Raw genomic sequence first — 16,410 nt, 5'->3', positions numbered from 1 at the left:
AAAAGCGATTCCCGCTCAACCCTGCTCGGCCTTGGCCTTCGCTGCCAGGAAGTGCTCGTAGGGCGCCTTGCAGGTCTTCAGGATATGCGCCGTCACGGTCGCCGCGCCGCTGTCGTAGCGGCGCGCGACGGCGCGTTCGAAGGCGCGCAGCTCGGGGGCCGTCATGCCGTTGCTGCGCGCGGCCTGGTCGAGCACATCGCGCTCGGTCGGGGTCGTGACCGCATAGACGGCGCGGTAGGCGCATTGCACGTAGTCGTTCACCACCGCGTCCGGCATGTCCTTCTTGGTGAACTTCTGCTTCGCGAGCCAATCCTCATAACCGGTGTATTCCCCGGGCTTCGCCGGCATGCCTTCGGGCTGCACCGGCTCGGCCCAGGCCGGAACTGCCGCGAGACAGCCCAGCAACACGATCCATGGCATCCAGCGCGCGTTCATCCCGTCACCCCATTCCGTTTCTTCGCCACCGCGCTGATCGGCACCAGCACGAAGCCCTTGGCCTGCACCTCCGGGATCCACTGCCGCAAAGCCGCGACGGTGTCGCGGTGCGGATGGCCGATCGCGATGGCGACGCCGTGCTTCCGCGCAATGGCTTCCGTGCGGGCGAGCTCCTTCATGATGTCCGCCTCGTCGATCACGTCGTCGAGGAACACGTCGCGCTGCAGATGGGTGACGCCGAGCTCGGCCGCCAGGGAATCGCCGACCGAGTTGGCGATGGTGCGGCTGTCCAGGAACAAGAGCCCGCGCGCCTTCAGTTGCTCCAGCACCACGCGCATGCCGGCCGCGTTCTGGGTAAACTTGCTGCCCATGTGGTTGTTGATGCCGACATAGCCCGGGAACTGCGCCAGCCCCCAGTCGAGCCGCTTGGCGATCTCCGCGGCATCCAGGTTGACCAGCAGCGCGTTCGGCCCGGGGTCGGCATCGCGGTTGATCGGCTCCATCGGCACATGGAGCATGATCTCATGGCCGGCCCGATGCGCCTCGGCGGCGATCTTCGCAGCATTGGCCGCATAGGTCATGATCGAGAGCGTGATCGGGCCGGGCAGGCCGAGCGCGCCCGGCACGTCGCCGGGCGTGGCGCCCACGTCGTCCAGCACGATCGCGATCATCGGCCGGTTGCCGGGATCGACCGAGGCCACGGCGTTCTTCAGCCAGGCCGGCTCGCCAAGGGTTGGGGCCGCGGGGTCGGGCTCGGCCGGCAGCGGGGTCGGCTCGATGCGCGGCGCCGGTGCCGGCTGCGGCGCCGCGGCTTGCGGAACCGGCCGGTTGTCGATGACCGCAGGCGGCGTCGGCTCCGGAATCTCCTCTTCCGCCTGTGCAGGCTCGGTGCGCTCGACATAGGCCGGCGGCACAGCAGGCGGCGTTTCCGCAACCGGCGGCGCCGCGACTTCCGCGACCTGCACGGGCACCGGCGCCCGCTTGCCGTCGAGCCAGGTGAGGCCGACGCCGAGGCTCAAGCCGACCGCAAGCCCGATGCCGATGCCGATCACGAAGACCGAGGAATGTGGCGGCCGATAGCGGAGCAGCTTGCCGAGGCTCTTGCTTGGCAACTTGCGCCAGGCCGCGATGCGGCGCGAGAGCGGACTTTTCTTCGAGCGGCGCCGCGCCATCTAGTGTTCCTCGTCGATCTCGGTCGCGGTCGAGGTCACCAAGCTTAAGAGCTGCGCATTGGCGATCACGCCGAGCATCCCGATCAGCGCCGCCAGCACCAGAATCGCCGCCGAGGTCTGCCCGGTCGCGATCAGCCAGAGCCCGGGCACGGTGAAGACGGTGGCCAGCAGATAGCCGAACTTCTCGCGCCGCCGGGTGTCGCGGCAGAGCCTGAGCAGGTCCATGACCAGCCGCGGGTCCTCGCGCGCGGTCGCCGCGGCCCAGTCGCCGGCCACCGCCGGCGCCGCCTCGCCGATCGCGCGCATGCCCATCAGCAGCCGCGGCCCGACCGGCGCATCCGGGACCGGGTCGCCGCGATGCTGCACGATCACGGGCTTCAGGCCGAGCGTGCTCCACTCGGTCGCCATGGCTTTCCTCGCCAGCGTGTCGTCCTCCACAAAGCGCAGGTTGAGATAGCGCGCGATCTCCCCGCCGCCTTCCGCGCCGCGCCGATCCAGCAGCGCGCCGGTCAGACCGAATCGCTTGGCATTCTTGCACATCTCCGAGGCGCCGGGCTTCAGCCGCTCGCCGCCGATGATGACGCCGATCAGCACCGGCGCCGGCGTCACCTGCGCCACCCAGAGCGCCCGGCGTCCGGCGGTGAGGCTCTCGCGCTCCTGCGCCTCCAGCAGCGAGATGCGGATGCCCTGCTCCGCCACCCAGTCGCGGGTACCGGCGATCAGCCCCTGCCCGCCCTGGGTAATGGCGCGGATGCCGTATCCGGTCTCAAGGATCTCGTCGGTCCATTCCGCCAGCGGGGCGAGCCTGAGCTTGCGCGACACCGCATAGCGCAGCAGCGATCGCGCCCAGACGCCGTGGCTCGATTGCGCGATGGTCGCGGCGGCGGCGACCAGCTCGACCGCCTCGACGTCGATCGCCGGATGGATGGCGACGATCTCCATCTCCGGCTTGGTGACGACACCGCCGCGGCCGCAGACCAGGGCGGAGATGTCGGCCAAGGCATCGATCACCGCCGTGCCGTTCAGGACCCAGCCGAGCTTGCGCGCGCGGGCGACCACCTTGGCATGGATCATCGGCCGCACCAGGCCGAGTGCAGCCGGCGTCGCAACGCTGAGCACCAGGAGTCCCAGAGGCAAGCGCAAAGCCGGCAGCGAGGTCCCCATGGTCGAGAGCACCACCGCCAGCACCACCAGGCCGATGAAGATCAGCAGCGCCTTGGCATGGATCATCTTCGGAAACAATGCGGCTGCGGTGAAGCCCGGCGCGGTCGCCGGCGCTTCCACCATGGGATCGATGGTCAATCGCCCGTCGCCGTTGCGCGCGCCCCGATGCACGATGTCGCCGGCGCCGCGCAAGCTGCCGAGCGGCGAGCCGCCGACCAGCCCGTCATCGACCTCGGAGCGCCCGCCGATCACGAAGCCGTCGAAGGGAATGGCCGCGCCGGGCTCGACACGAACCGCGGCGACCGCCGGGCTCGGCGAGGCCTGCGGCTTGCGGGTCGGGCCGGCCAGCAGGCGGCGGCCCCAGACCGCGCCGGCGACGATCCCATCGGCCAGGACCAGGGCGGCAAGGCCGGATTCCAGATGCCAGAAATCGTCGCTGTTGATCCCCAGCATCAGCCCCGCCACCAGGCCGGCATCGGCGCCCAAGGCCAGCAGGAAGCGGCCGGAGACCCGGACGTTCAGGATGTCGGTAAGCGCGTCGGTCTGAACCCTCTTGCCGAAGCCGAGGCAGACCAGGACCGAGACGGCGGCGATCAGCCAGTAATGGCGCCGAAGCGCCGGCCAGAGGTCGAAGCCGCTGGCCGGGGCGGCCGCGGCCAGGACCAGGCCGGCCAGGGCCAGGAAGCCCAGCAGCGCGCCCGTGACGCCTATCCAGGGGTTTTTGGCCCAGGAAGAGGCCGGCCGGGATGCGCTTTCCGGCGCCGCCGCTTCCGGACGCGGCTTGCTTCCCTCCTCCAACATCGCCTGCTAAACTTCTCGCCCGATTGCTGAATTGGCCTCTTTAACGATGTTCATCCTAATCGACAACTACGACAGCTTCACCTACAACCTGTTCCACTATCTGGGGGAACTGGGCGCCAGGCTCGAAGTCCATCGCAACGACAAGATCACCGTCGATGAGGTGATGGCCAAGCATCCGCAAGGCATCATTCTTTCCCCCGGCCCCTGCACCCCCGACACCGCCGGCATCTGCCTCGATCTCATCAAGCGCGCCTCCGCGGCCAAGGTGCCGCTGTTCGGCGTCTGCCTCGGCCACCAGGCGATCGGCCAGGTGTTCGGCGGCAAGGTGATTCGCGCGCCCAGGCCGATGCACGGCAAGATCTCGAAAGTGCACCACACCGGGAAGGGCGTGTTCCGCGACGTGCCGAACGACTTCGACGCCACCCGCTATCACTCGCTGACCGTCGAGCCCGAAACCTTCCCGGCGGATCTGGAGATCACCGCGCAGAGCGACGACGGCGTGATCCAGGGCCTGCAGCACAAGACCCTGCCGATCTTCGGCGTGCAGTTCCACCCGGAGAGCATCGCCTCGGAGCACGGCCACAAGATCCTCGCCAACTTCCTGCAGGATTGCGGCACCAATCTCCGCATGGCCCCCCCTAAAATGGATCGGGTCGCGTAGGATGAACGCGCCGGTCGTGACGCCCGCGGCGTCTTCCGTCGACTTCAAGGGCATCATCGCCATCGTCGCCCAGGGCAAGCCGCTGAGCCAAGCGCAGGCCGAATCTGCATTCGGCGCCATCATGGCGGGCGAAGTGACGCCCGCACAGATCGCCGCCTTCCTGATGGCGCTCCGTGTGCGCGGTGAGACGGTCGAGGAAATGACCGCCGCCGTGAAGGTGATGCGCGAGAAGATGACGCGCGTCTCCGCCCCGGCCCAAGCGATCGATGTCTGCGGCACCGGCGGCGATCACGCCGGTACGCTCAACATCTCCACCCCGGTCGCGCTCATCTGTGCCGCCTGCAACGTCACCGTCGCCAAGCACGGCAACCGCGCTGCCTCTTCCAAGAGCGGCGCCGCCGATGTGCTGGCGGCCCTCGGCGTCAATCTCGAAGCCGACATCCCGACGGTCGAGCGGGCAATCAATGAGGTCGGCACCGCCTTCCTCTGGGCGCAGAAGCATCACAGCGCGATGCGTCACGTGGGCCCGACCCGCGCGGAATTGGGCACCCGTACGATCTTCAACCTGATGGGCCCGATGTCGAACCCGGCCGGCGTCAAGCGCCAGCTGCTCGGCGTCTTCTCCGGCGATTGGCTGGAGCCTATGGCCGAGGTGCTGCGCAACCTCGGCACCGAGCATGCCTGGCTGGTTCATGGCAGCGACGGCTTGGACGAGATCACCACCACCGGCCCTACGAAGGTGGTCGAGCTCAGGCACGGTGCGATCCGCAACTTCACCCTCGCACCGGAAGACTTCGGCATCGCCCGTTCCGACGGCGCATCGCTGAAAGGTGGCGATGCCGCCTCCAACGCCCAGGCGATCCGCGGCCTGTTCGAAGGCGTGCAGGGTCCCTATCGCGACATCGTGCTGCTGAATACTGCCGCGGCTCTGGTGATCGCCGAGCGCGCTTCCGACATGCCGGCCGGCATCCAGCTCGCCGCCGACGCCCTCGACACCGGCAAAGCGAAGGCGACCCTCGCCGCTCTCGTCGCCGTCACCAATTCGAGCAAATCATGAGCGACGTCCTGGCGAAGATCTGCGCCGATAAGCGCGAGCATATCGCCGCGCGCAAACGCGCCGTCTCCCCATCCGAGATCATCGCTTCGGCCGAGGGCCGCAACCGCATCGACCCGCCGCGCGGCTTCGCCAAGCGCTTGGAGCAGGTCGTCGGCGCCGGCAAGTTCGGCCTCATCGCCGAGATCAAGCGCGCCTCGCCCTCGAAGGGCCTGATCCGCGCCGATTTCGACCCGCCGGCTCTGGCGCGTGCGTACAGGGATGGTGGTGCGACCTGCATCAGCGTGCTGACCGATTTCCCCTATTTCCAAGGCGAGGACGGCTTCCTCACTGCGGTGCGCGCGACCGTCGATCTGCCGCTGCTGCGTAAGGATTTCATGCTGGATCCCTATCAGATCTACGAATCCCGCGCGCTCGGCGCCGATTGCATCCTGCTGATCATGGCCGCGCTCGAAGACGTCCAGGCCGCCGAGCTGGCGGCGCTGGCCGACGATCTCGGCATGGACGTGCTGGTCGAGGTGCACGACGCCGCCGAGCTCGACCGCGCGCTCAAGCTCGACGCGAAGCTCTTCGGCATCAACAACCGCAATCTCAAGACGCTCACCGTCGATCTCGCCGTCACCGAGCAGCTGGCGCCCCGCGTCCCCCGCGACCGCATCCTGGTCGCCGAGAGCGGCCTCAACGTCACCGCCGATCTCGAGCGCATGCACCGCGTCGGCGCCTCGGCCTTCCTGGTCGGCGAGAGTCTCATGCGCCAGCCCGACGTCGCGGCCGCCACGCGCACGCTGCTGGGCGGGCGGGCGCCGCAGCTGGCTGTGGCTTGATCGGTTGGATGTGGAACCGTCTCTCGCCTCAGCCATCAAGAGTCCCCTCCCCCAAGATGGGGGAGGGCTAGGGAGGGGGTTGACCTCTCCGCGTGATGAATCCTTCAGAGTAACTCCATGACCCGCCTCACCCATTTCGACGCCGAGGGCAACGCCCGGATGGTCGACGTCTCCGAGAAATCGGAGACCGAGCGCGTCGCAGTCGCCAAGGGCGCCGTCGTCATGGCGCCGGAGACCCTGGCGCTGATCCGCGATGGCCACGTCAAGAAGGGCGATGTGCTCACGGTCGCCCAGCTCGCCGGCATCATGGGCGCCAAGCGCACGCCCGATCTCATCCCGCTCTGCCACCCGCTTTCGCTCTCCTCGGTGAACGTCGAGCTCTCGATCGACGCGGCGCAATCCGCCGTCGCGATCGAAGCCACCTGCAAGCTCAAGGGCCGCACCGGCGTCGAGATGGAAGCGCTGACCGCCGTCTCGGTCGCGGCGCTCACGGTCTACGACATGGTGAAGGCGGTCGATAAGACCATGCGCATCACCGAGATCCGCCTGACCCACAAGAGCGGCGGCAAGTCCGGCACCTTCGAGGCCGACTGATGCTTTCGGTGAAGGAAGCGACCGACCGGATTCTCGCCGCCTTCGCACCGCTCGGCCCCGAAGTCGTGGCCCTGGACCAGGCCGTCGGTCGCGTTCTCGCACAGCCGGTGACGGCACGCCTCGCGCATCCGCCGCAGGCTGTCTCCGCGATGGATGGATACGCCGTCCGCAGCGCCGACGTGCAGCAGCTACCCCTGCGCCTCAAGATCGTGGCATCGATCGCCGCCGGCACCTTGCCCGAACGTGCGATCGGCGCCGGCGAAGCCGCGCGCATCTTCACCGGTGCCGCCTTGCCGCAGGGCGCGGACGCCATCGTCATCCAGGAGAATACCGAGAAGGACGGCGACCACGTCCGCATCGTCGATGGCGGCGCCGCGATCCAGGGCAAACATATCCGCACCGCCGGCAACGACTTCGCCGAGGGCCAGCTCGGCATTCCCGCCGGCAGCCGCCTGACACCGTCGGATATCGGCCTCGCTGCGGCGATGAACTGGCCCTGGCTCACCGTCGCGCGCAAGCCCCGGGTCGCCATCATCTCCACCGGCAACGAGCTGGTGCAGCCCGGTGAGACCCTGAAGCCCGGCCAGATCATCGCCTCCAACGGCTTCGCCCTCGCCGCCTTTGTCACGCAATGCGGCGGCGAGGCGATCAATCTCGGCATCGCCCGCGACGAGGAATCCGCGCTCGCCGACCTGATCGACCGCGCCGCCGGCGCCGACCTGCTGCTGACCAGCGGCGGCGCCTCCGTCGGCGAGCATGATCTGGTGCAGAGCGTGCTCAGGGCCAAGGGCATGGCGCTCGACTTCTGGAAGATCGCCATGCGGCCGGGCAAGCCGCTGATGTTCGGCACGCTCGGAACCGCGGCGGGGGCTCTGAAGGTGATCGGCCTCCCCGGGAACCCGGTCTCCGCCATCGTGACCTCGACCCTGTTCGTCGGACCGGCCATCGCCCGCATGCTGGGTGTAACCGAGCTAGGCCCACATATCGTGAAAGCAAGGCTGGCGATCGATCTCCCCGCCAACGACCAGCGCCAGGACTACCTGCGCTCCTCGGTCATCGAGGACGAGAGAGGCTTCGTAGCCACCCCCTTCGGCAAGCAGGACAGCGCCATGCTCTCGGCGCTCTCCAAGTCCGGCGGCCTGGTGATCCGCCCGCCGAATTCCCCCGCCATCAAGGCCGGCACCGAAGTCGAGATGGTCCGGCTCGGTTAGTGCGCGTTCGGATGTCTCCTGACAATTCCTGTCGGGAAGTCGAGACTCGCTTGACTTTTCCACATGAACCAAACTAGAACATGGGCACAGTTTTTGCTTTGTTCCGCGTCGACACCAGCAGTGGCAGGTGCCGACTCGCCCCGAAGAGCGGGCGGCGGAACCGGAGAAAGGACAAGGCCATGCTGACCAGGAAGCAACGCGAGCTGCTGCAGTTCATTCAGGAACGTCTCGGCGATACCGGAATCTCCCCGTCCTTTGATGAGATGAAGGACGCCTTGGGATTGAAGTCCAAGTCCGGCGTGCATCGCCTGATCACCGGTCTGGAAGAGCGCGGCTTCATCCGCCGCCTGCCGCACCGGGCGCGCGCCCTGGAAGTCACCCGGCTCTCCGACGACCAGATGGGCCAGGCCAAAGGTGCTGCTGCCGCTGCCGCGGGATCCGACGCCGGGCGGCGCGGCTTTTCCGCCAATGTCATCCGCGGCGATTTCACGCCGAGCCTGCCCGGCGCCATGGTCGCCCAGGCGGCGGAGACGGTGCAGCTGCCGCTCTACGGCAAGATCGCGGCCGGCACGCCGATCGAGGCTTTGCGTGACAACAGCAACGCGGTCGACATTCCGGCCAGCATGCTGGGCCGCGGCGAGCATTACGCGCTCACCGTCGAAGGCGATTCAATGATCGAGGCCGGCATCCATGACGGCGACACCGTGCTGATCGAGCGCTGCGAGAATGCCGAGAACGGCACCATCGTCGTCGCGCTGATCGACAACAACGAGGTCACCTTGAAGCGGCTGCGCCGCAAGGGCGATTCGATTGCGCTCGAACCCGCCAACCAGGCCCACAAGACCCGCATCTTCGGCCCCGACCGGGTGAAGCTGCAGGGCAAGCTGATCGGCTTGATGCGGAAGTACTAGAGGCCGGGGCGAAGGTTCGCTGCCGGAACCTTTACAGGGCCTTTACGTGGCGCGGGAATAGATTGGGTCGGGCCTAAGGGTTTTCGTTTTCCGGTCAACGACTTAGGCGAGTTTGGCGGGGCGCCCCCGTAAAGGTTCGCGATCAGTCAGCGTCGCCCACTCTTTCAGGCAGCGTTTCGACGTCGTCTTCACCCGTCTGATCCGGGTCTCCGACCAGGCGGTCGTCTCGAATGCCTTGGCGCATCCGGTCCAGCACCCAGGGCCGGTCGCCGAGTGTCGCGGCGACGCTCTGGATGCGGAAGCGTCCGTCCGGCCCGATCCACACGGCGTGCGCGCCGCCGCGCCAGAGATCGAAGCGATCGATCGTGATCGGCTTCCGGCAACCGCGGCGGATCGGCACCGCGCTGATCACGAGGTCGGCCTGCGCACAGTCTTCGCCCAGGCCTTCGCCGTTGAACGTGAGGGCGACCGTTCGCGCGTTTCGCCGATAGATGCAGCCCTGCGGGTCACAGGAGAGATCCGGGATGGCGTTTTCGTCACCTTCGAAGCGCACCGCTTCGAGCTGCCCGTTCCGCCGCAGCCAGGTCTCGGCGGCGAGCTTGCTGGCGCGCAGCGAGTTCAGTTGATAGTGCCCCTGCCCGTCCTTGATCGCCAGCAGCTTGGCGTCGCCGCCCACCAGCACGTCCGGCGTGGTGACGAAGAGCAGGCTGGCGAGGCCTGCGAGCACCGGCGCCAGGCCGAGCCCGCGCCAGCGGCTCCGCAGCAGGCAGATCAGGATCATGCCGAGCGCGATCGCCATCATCGCGGCGGACGGCATCGCCGGCGTGATCAGGTTGGCATAGGGCCAGGCGGAGACGGTATGGGCGACCCACAGGATGCCGTCGCAGCCGCGCGCCGCGAGATGCCAGAACGGCGCGTCGAGGCCGAACGGCATCAGCAGCAGCGCGATCATCTCCATCGGCATCACCCAGAAGCCGGTCAGCGGCACCGCAACCAAATTGGCGACCACGCCGTAGGTGCTCAGCCGGTCGAAGTGATACATCGCAAACGGCGCCGTCATCAGCGATGCGACCACACTGGTCAGCATCGTGGTGGCCAGCCAGAATCCGGCGCCGCGCAAGGTATCGGCGACGCGGCCGAACCAGTCGGTCTCCAGCGCCCGGCCGCCGCGCCATTGTGCGATCCGGGTCCGCAACGCCTCGAACACCGCAATCAGCCCCAGGACTGCAAAGAACGACATCTGGAAGCTGGCGCCGACCAGCGCTTCGGGCGCCAGCAGCAGCACGCCGATCGCCGCCCAGGCGACCATCCGGAAGGAAAAGGGCGAGCGATCCATCAGCACGCCGATGAAGACGATGGCGATCATGATGAAGGAACGCTGCGTCGGCACCGTCGCGCCGGCGAGCAGCGCATAGAATCCGGCGGCGCCGATCGCCGCCGCCGCCGACCATTTCTTGATCGGAAAGTTGAGGGCGAGCGCTGGGATGAGCGCCAGCAGCGAACGCAGGCCGACGAAGAACAGACCCGCCGCCATGCCGATATGCAACCCGGAGATCGACAGCAGATGCGCCAGGCCGGAGGTGCGCATCGCCTCGGTATCGGCCTTGGTCAGCGCGGTCTGGTCGCCGACGGTGAGCGCGCGGGTCATGGCGCCGGCGGCCTCCGGCTCCAGGCTGGCGATGCGCTGGCCGATGGTCGCGCGCAGCCGGCCGATCCAGAGTCCCAGCCGTGCGCGCCAGGTCTCCTCGCCCAGCGGCGGCAGGACGCGCGCCGCACCCAGCGCAAATCCGGATGCGCCCTCGCCCTCGAAAAACGCCCGCCGGCGGAAGTCGAAAGCGCCCGGAGCCAAGGGCGGCGACGGCGGCGTGAGATTGGCCAGCAGATCGACCCGGTCGCCGAGCTTCAACGTGGCGGCGTCCTTGTTCACCCTGATCTTGATCTGCAGCGGCGTCGCTTCGGCCGGGAGTTCCGCGATCGCGACCCGGTCCAGCACAACCCGGGCGGCATTCGGGAAGGGCTCGATCTCGGCGATGCGGCCGGTGACATGGGCGTAGCGGATCGGGTCCTGCAGCTGCGGTGCCGCCACCAGGGCGGTGCGAAACTGGGCGACCCCGAAGCCGATCGAGCCCGCCGCCAGCGCCAGGATGAGAAGTGCCGCCGTCGGATTCCGCCGCAGCAGGACCGCCAGCACCAGCCCGCCAACCGCGAGGCTCGCGCCCAGCCAAAGCGGCGGCTCCTGGGGCAGCGCGAAATAGACCGCGATCCCGAGGCCGAGCGCGACCGCCAGCCAGCCCGGCCAGTTCGGCCGCTCCTCGGCGAGGAAGGCCTCGCCACGGTCCCGGATCGCCCCCAAATCCACGCAGCCCCGTCCTCATCCCCTGAACGGCCAAGGCCCGTGCCTTGCCAATTTTGGGGGCGTATGTGTTAGACCTGTCTCCCGTCCCCGATATCACCACGAATTTATCCGGATTTCTGCAATCATGAGTGTCGTCACCCGTTTCGCCCCCTCGCCGACCGGCTACCTGCATATCGGCGGGGCCAGGACCGCCCTCTTCAACTGGCTCTACGCCCGGCACAACGGCGGCAAGTTCCTGCTCCGCATCGAGGACACCGACCGGGTGCGTTCGACCGAGGATGCGATCCACGCGATCATCGCCGGGATGAAGTGGCTCGAACTCGACTGGGACGGCGAGGTCGTCATGCAGTTCGCGCGGCAGGCCCGCCATGCCGAGATCGCCGACCAGCTCTTGGCCGAGGGCAAGGCCTATCGCTGCTACTGCTCGGTCGAGGAACTCGAGGAGATGCGCAAGACCGCGATGACCTTGGGCAAGCCGATGCGCTACGACGGCCGCTGGCGCGACCGTGACCCGAGCGACGCGCCGGCCGGCGTGAAACCCGTCATCCGCATCAAGGCGCCGCAGACCGGCCGGACCGTGGTCAAGGACCAGGTCCAGGGCGAGGTCGAGGTCGGCAACGAGCAGCTCGACGACATGGTGCTCTTGCGCAGCGACGGCACGCCGACCTACATGCTTTCGGTCGTGGTCGATGACCATGACATGGGCATCACCCATGTGATCCGCGGCGACGACCATCTGACCAATACCTTCCGCCAGGTCATGATCTACGACGCGATGGGCTGGGAGCATCCTTCGTTCTCGCACATCCCGCTGATCCACGGCCCGGACGGCGCCAAGCTCTCGAAGCGCCATGGCGCGCTGGCGGTCGATGCCTATCGCGAGATGGGCTACCTGCCGGAGGCGTTGCGCAATTACCTGCTGCGCCTCGGCTGGTCGCATGGCGACGATGAGATCATCTCGACCGCGCAGGCAGTCGAATGGTTCGACCTGCCGCAGGTCGGGCGCTCGGCCTCGCGCTTCGACTACACCAAGCTCGACAACCTCAACGGCCATTACATCCGCGAAGCGGACGACGCGCGGCTGGCTCAGGACGTCGCCGAGCGGCTCGGCGTAACCGATGCCGCCGCGATCGACCGCGTCCGCCGCGGCATGCCGGGCCTGAAGGCGCGGGCGAAGACCTTGAAGGAGCTGGCCGAGAACGCGCAGCTCTACGTGACGGCCCGCCCGGTCCAGATCACCGACAAGGCCGCCGCCCTGCTCACCCCCGAGGCCAAGGCTCTGCTCGGCAAGGTCAGCCAGGCCCTGGAATCCGATACCGCCTGGACCGCCGCTTCCCTGGAAGCCGCGGTGCGCCAATTCTCGGAGCAGGAAAAGGTGAAGCTGGGCCAGATCGCGCAGCCCCTGCGGGCCGCCCTGACCGGCTCGACGACTTCGCCCGGAATCTTCGAAGTCATGGAAATCCTTGGCCGATCCGAATGCCTGGGGCGCCTCGGCGACGTCAGGTAGAGGGTCATCCTAAAGGTGGCTTTTCGGCCGCCGGAGTCATGGACCCTTAACCATCCTTCTGTTAGCGTGTGGCCAGTTTGCGGCGGTGCAACATCGCCGATCCAGCCCCCAGCCGATGCCCCGCGCCCCAGAACGCGCGGGACCACAACGAGGTGCCCCTATGACCACGATCGCGGCGAGCAGCAAAAAGTCCAAGAAGCGGATGGCGGAGAAGTCGAAGCCGGCGTCCAAGACGGCGAAAAGGTCCGCGAAGCCGCAGATCAAGGTCAAGGACAGCGGCATTAAGCCGGCGGCGCCGAAGCCTTTCGCCAAGGTCTCGGTCAAGGACGATCGCCTCGGCAAGAGCTGGGATCTGCCGGTCTTGAAGGGTACCGTAGGCCCCGACGTCATCGACGTTCGCAAGCTCTACACCGAGCATGGCTATTTCACCTATGACCCGGGCTACGGCTCGACCGGCTCGACGCAGTCGTCGATCACCTATATCGACGGCGACGAGGGCATCCTCACCCATCGCGGCTATCGGATCGAGGATCTCGCCGCGAACTCCAGCTTCATCGAGGTCTGCTACCTGCTACTGGAAGGCGAGCTGCCGACCAAGGACCAGCTGAAGAAGTTCGAGAAGGACATCACCTACCACACGATGCTGCACGAGCAGATCGCCCGATTCTTCCAGGGCTTTCGCCGCGACGCGCATCCGATGGCGGTGATGGTGGCAGTGGTCGGCGCGCTCTCGGCTTTCTACCATGACAGCACCGACATCCACGATCCGCACCAGCGCATGATCGCCTCGCATCGGCTGATCGCGAAAGTGCCGACCATCGCGGCGATGGCCTACAAATACGCGAGCGGCCAGCCATTCATCTATCCGGACAACAAGCTTTCCTACGCGGAGAACTTCCTGCGCATGACCTTCGCGGTGCCGGCGGAGGAGTACAAGATCAACCCGGTCGTGGCGAAAGCCATGGACCTGATCTTCATCCTGCATGCCGACCACGAGCAGAATGCCTCGACCTCGACCGTGCGCATCGCCGGCTCGTCGGGCGCCAATCCTTTCGCCTGCATCGCCGCCGGCATCGCCTCCCTCTGGGGCCCGGCCCATGGCGGCGCCAACGAGGCCGTGCTGAAGATGCTGGCCGAGATCGGCGACAAGTCGAAGGTCAAGGACTACATCAAGCGGGTGAAGAACAAGGAGGACAACACGCGCCTCATGGGCTTCGGCCACCGGGTCTACAAGAACTACGACCCGCGCGCCGCGGTCATCCGCACCGCCTGCCACGACGTGCTGGACGCGCTCGGCAAGCGCGACGAGCCTTTGCTCGACCTCGCCATGGAGTTGGAGCGGGTCGCCCTCGAGGACGACTATTTCATCTCGCACAAGCTGTTCCCGAACGTGGATTTCTACTCGGGCATCATCCTGCAGGCGATCGGCTTCCCGGTCTCGATGTTCACCGTACTGTTCGCGGTCGCCCGCACCGTCGGCTGGGTGGCGCAGTGGAAGGAAATGATCGAGGACCCGACCCAGCGCATCGGCCGCCCGCGCCAGCTCTACACCGGCTACGGCGAGCGTCCCTACCTGCCGATCGAGAAGCGGAAGTAAGCGGAAGGCGCCGCCGGCTTTACAATGCCTTAAGTCTGTACTCCTATGGTCTCGGGGATGTCCCGACCATAGGAGAGGCATGCTCAGGACCTTCGCCAATGGATCGATCGAGTATTTCATCGATCGCGATCGCAGCCTGGTTTTCAGCCGCTGGGAAGGCGACTTTCGCGGCGAGGAGCTGCTGGCGACGCTGCCGTCGCTGTGGCGGGAATTCCCCGAGATCGGCCGCTGGGACGCGATCCACGACATGCTGGATTTCGCTGGCTTTCTCGAGCACCGCTATACCCGCGAGATGATCAGCCTGCGCGCCGAGCTGGTGCCCGGTTTCGACCCGCAAGTGCGCACCGCCGTCGTCTCGGCCGATCCGATGAAGACCTTCGAGATCAAGGTCACCAAGGCCTCGGCCCCGGACCGGCATTTCGGGCTGTTCGGCAGCAATGCGGATGCGCTCGACTGGATGATCGCGGAACAGCCGGAACGGCCGCGCGACAGCCCCCTGCCCTGGTGGTTCGACCGCAAACCTGCGGCGAACCCGGCCCCGGTCCGCTGACCCTATTTCTGGATCAGCTCGATCTTGTAGCCGTCCGGGTCCTCGATGAAGGCGATGACCGAGCCGCCATGCTTCATCGGTCCGGGCGGGCGCGGGATCGAGACGCCTTCCTTGGCCAGCTGCTCGCAGGTGCCGTAGATGTCGCCGACGCCCACGGCAAGATGCCCGAAGGCATTGCCCTTGTCGTAGGGCGTCTTCTGGCCCCAGTTATGCGTCAGCTCGATCACCGTGTGGTCGATCTCGTCGCCGTAGCCGACGAAGGCGAGCGTGAACTCACCGCTCGGATAGTCCTTGCGGCGCAGCAGCTTCATGCCGAGATGCCGGGTGTAGAAGTCGATCGACTTGTCCATGTCGAACACCCGGATCATCGTGTGCAGGAGTTGGTTCGCCATGGTCACTCCCCGATCTTCTCGTCGCGGATCATTGCCGCGAAGGTCGCCTCGGCAACCTTCTGCCCGTTGACCAATCCGACGCCGTTGAACTTCCAGATCATGCCGCGGCTGCGGTCCTTGGTGACATGCAGCCGGAGCTCGTCGCCCGGCACCACCGGCCTCCGGAACCGGCAGTCATCGATGCTCATGAAGTAGACCAGCTTGCCCTGGAACGCTTCGCCCAGGGTATGGACCACGAGCACGGCCGCGGTCTGCGCCATCGCCTCGACGATGAGCACGCCCGGCATCACCGGATCGCCGGCGAAGTGGCCGACGAAATGGGGCTCGCTCACCGACACCATCTTGACCCCGGTCGCCTCGATGTCGGTGCGCATCCCTTCGATGCGCTCGATCATCAGGAAGGGAGGGCGATGCGGAATCATCCGCATGATCCCCTTCACGTCGACGGAGACGGCCTCGGGCGACGCTGGTGCGCCGGTTTCAGGCTTTACTTGATGTTCCATGACCGATCTCGAACAGGCAGGCGTCGCTTAGAGTTTGACGTTGGGCAGGGCCTTGTTCAAGCGGGCCATCACGTCGTCGGTAATGTTCCAGGGCGACGGCGAGTAGGGCACCGCGGCGCGGTCGAGGACCAGGGTGAGGCCGCGCTGCTTGGCCACGTCCGCCATCGCCTTGCGGGCGGCGACGGCGATCGCATCGCGGGCCTTGTTCAGGCGTGCATCCCAGGCCTGCTTGTTCTTGCCGAAGGCCTGCTGGTACTCGTTTTCCTTCGCTTGCAGCGCCTTGAGCTGGGCCACGTAGTCCGCCTGCGCGATCGGCGGGTTGGCGCCCCGCTTGGCCTCGAGCTGCTGGGCCTGGGCGCGCAGCGTGTTCTCCTTCTTGGCCGCGTCGTCGTTCAGCGCCTTCATGGCCGCGTCCCACTGGGTGTTCAGCGACTTGCCGGCGTTCGAATTGTTGAGGATCGCCTGGGTATCGAGCACGCCCACGATGACCGGGATCTGGTTGGCCGGGACCTGGCCTGCGGGTTGCGCCGGCTGGGCGGGTTGCGCGGGCGCAGTCGTCTGCGCGAGGACCGGGCCTGCAGCCACGAAGGCGCAAAGGGCGGCCGCCGCGGCGACGGTGCGAGCGAAACGGAGAATTGGGGAAAGGTTCTGGTGGCTCACTAAAGGATCTCCAAGGAA

16 protein-coding genes are annotated in these 16,410 nt (G+C 67.1%); 9 read left to right on the top strand and 7 right to left on the bottom strand.

The genetic code is table 11. From position 1 onward, the window contains the following. Nucleotides 1-15: 15 nt before the first annotated feature. Genes ACH2CY_RS21620 through ACH2CY_RS21610 form a run of 3 tightly spaced genes read right to left on the bottom strand, consistent with a single transcriptional unit; the run spans nucleotide 16 to nucleotide 3,572 of the window. Nucleotides 16-435, bottom strand: coding sequence for a hypothetical protein (locus tag ACH2CY_RS21620; protein ID WP_395021614.1), 420 nt, complete (start codon nucleotides 433-435; stop codon nucleotides 16-18). Next, nucleotides 432-1,607 (bottom strand): divergent polysaccharide deacetylase family protein, encoded by a 1,176-nt coding sequence (locus ACH2CY_RS21615; RefSeq protein WP_395021613.1) that lies wholly within the window; start codon nucleotides 1,605-1,607, stop codon nucleotides 432-434. Before ACH2CY_RS21615 ends, ACH2CY_RS21620 begins: the two co-directional genes overlap by 4 nt. Further along, nucleotides 1,608-3,572 (bottom strand): hypothetical protein, encoded by a 1,965-nt coding sequence (locus tag ACH2CY_RS21610; protein WP_395021611.1) that lies wholly within the window; start codon nucleotides 3,570-3,572, stop codon nucleotides 1,608-1,610. A 46-nt stretch (nucleotides 3,573-3,618) separates the two neighbouring features. Here ACH2CY_RS21610 and ACH2CY_RS21605 point away from each other — a divergent pair, with 46 nt between their 5' ends. The 6 genes from ACH2CY_RS21605 (at nucleotide 3,619) to lexA (ending at nucleotide 8,827) form a co-directional block, all read left to right on the top strand. Further along, nucleotides 3,619-4,233 (top strand): anthranilate synthase component II, encoded by a 615-nt coding sequence (locus ACH2CY_RS21605; protein WP_395021610.1) that lies wholly within the window; start codon nucleotides 3,619-3,621, stop codon nucleotides 4,231-4,233. A gap of 1 nt (nucleotide 4,234) precedes the next feature. Beyond that, nucleotides 4,235-5,290 (top strand): anthranilate phosphoribosyltransferase, encoded by a 1,056-nt coding sequence (gene trpD / locus ACH2CY_RS21600; RefSeq protein ID WP_395021609.1) that lies wholly within the window; start codon nucleotides 4,235-4,237, stop codon nucleotides 5,288-5,290. Continuing rightward, nucleotides 5,287-6,111, top strand: a complete 825-nt coding sequence (trpC, locus tag ACH2CY_RS21595; protein WP_395021608.1) for an indole-3-glycerol phosphate synthase TrpC — start codon at nucleotides 5,287-5,289, stop codon at nucleotides 6,109-6,111. Before trpD ends, trpC begins: the two co-directional genes overlap by 4 nt. Before the next feature lie 117 nt (nucleotides 6,112-6,228). Further along, nucleotides 6,229-6,705: a cyclic pyranopterin monophosphate synthase MoaC gene (gene moaC / locus ACH2CY_RS21590; protein ID WP_395021606.1), complete on the top strand. Its 477-nt coding sequence runs from the start codon at nucleotides 6,229-6,231 to the stop codon at nucleotides 6,703-6,705. Then, nucleotides 6,705-7,916: a gephyrin-like molybdotransferase Glp gene (gene glp, locus ACH2CY_RS21585; RefSeq protein ID WP_395021605.1), complete on the top strand. Its 1,212-nt coding sequence runs from the start codon at nucleotides 6,705-6,707 to the stop codon at nucleotides 7,914-7,916. The genes moaC and glp overlap by 1 nt, the downstream gene beginning before the upstream one ends. A 179-nt stretch (nucleotides 7,917-8,095) precedes the next feature. Then, the gene (gene lexA, locus ACH2CY_RS21580; RefSeq protein ID WP_395021604.1) at nucleotides 8,096-8,827 is read left to right on the top strand and encodes a transcriptional repressor LexA; all 732 of its coding nucleotides are present in this window, start codon (nucleotides 8,096-8,098) and stop codon (nucleotides 8,825-8,827) included. A 142-nt stretch (nucleotides 8,828-8,969) separates the two neighbouring features. Here the strand turns inward: lexA and ACH2CY_RS21575 are convergent, their stop codons facing one another. Continuing rightward, nucleotides 8,970-11,186 carry a ComEC/Rec2 family competence protein gene (locus ACH2CY_RS21575; protein WP_395021603.1) on the bottom strand — a complete coding sequence of 739 codons (2,217 nt, stop codon included), beginning with the start codon at nucleotides 11,184-11,186 and terminating at the stop codon, nucleotides 8,970-8,972. 121 nt (nucleotides 11,187-11,307) lie between these two features. Here ACH2CY_RS21575 and gltX point away from each other — a divergent pair, with 121 nt between their 5' ends. The 3 genes from gltX (at nucleotide 11,308) to ACH2CY_RS21560 (ending at nucleotide 14,837) form a co-directional block, all read left to right on the top strand. Further along, nucleotides 11,308-12,690 (top strand): glutamate--tRNA ligase, encoded by a 1,383-nt coding sequence (gene gltX, locus ACH2CY_RS21570; protein WP_395021602.1) that lies wholly within the window; start codon nucleotides 11,308-11,310, stop codon nucleotides 12,688-12,690. Between the two features lie 160 nt (nucleotides 12,691-12,850). Further along, the gene (gene gltA / locus ACH2CY_RS21565; protein ID WP_395021601.1) at nucleotides 12,851-14,287 is read left to right on the top strand and encodes a citrate synthase; all 1,437 of its coding nucleotides are present in this window, start codon (nucleotides 12,851-12,853) and stop codon (nucleotides 14,285-14,287) included. Between the two features lie 79 nt (nucleotides 14,288-14,366). Next, entirely contained in the window at nucleotides 14,367-14,837 is a 471-nt protein-coding gene (locus ACH2CY_RS21560) for a hypothetical protein (protein ID WP_395021600.1), read from the top strand. 2 nt (nucleotides 14,838-14,839) lie between these two features. On the opposite strand, the gene gloA is transcribed toward ACH2CY_RS21560, so the two are convergent. Genes gloA through ACH2CY_RS21545 form a run of 3 tightly spaced genes read right to left on the bottom strand, consistent with a single transcriptional unit; the run spans nucleotide 14,840 to nucleotide 16,392 of the window. Beyond that, entirely contained in the window at nucleotides 14,840-15,229 is a 390-nt protein-coding gene (gene gloA, locus ACH2CY_RS21555; RefSeq protein ID WP_395021599.1) for a lactoylglutathione lyase, read from the bottom strand. 2 nt (nucleotides 15,230-15,231) lie between these two features. Beyond that, a complete protein-coding gene (fabZ, locus tag ACH2CY_RS21550; protein ID WP_395021597.1) occupies nucleotides 15,232-15,732 on the bottom strand; it encodes a 3-hydroxyacyl-ACP dehydratase FabZ in 501 nt (166 codons plus the stop codon). 27 nt (nucleotides 15,733-15,759) lie between these two features. Continuing rightward, nucleotides 15,760-16,392, bottom strand: a complete 633-nt coding sequence (locus ACH2CY_RS21545) for an OmpH family outer membrane protein (protein ID WP_395021596.1) — start codon at nucleotides 16,390-16,392, stop codon at nucleotides 15,760-15,762. Nucleotides 16,393-16,410 lie beyond the last annotated feature (18 nt).

It is taken from the genome of Dongia sp. (assembly GCF_041905885.1).
Taxonomy (GTDB): Bacteria; Pseudomonadota; Alphaproteobacteria; order Dongiales; family Dongiaceae; genus Dongia.
The sequence above is the reverse complement of the archived record's forward strand: the minus strand, read 5'-3'. Positions and strand labels throughout refer to the sequence as shown.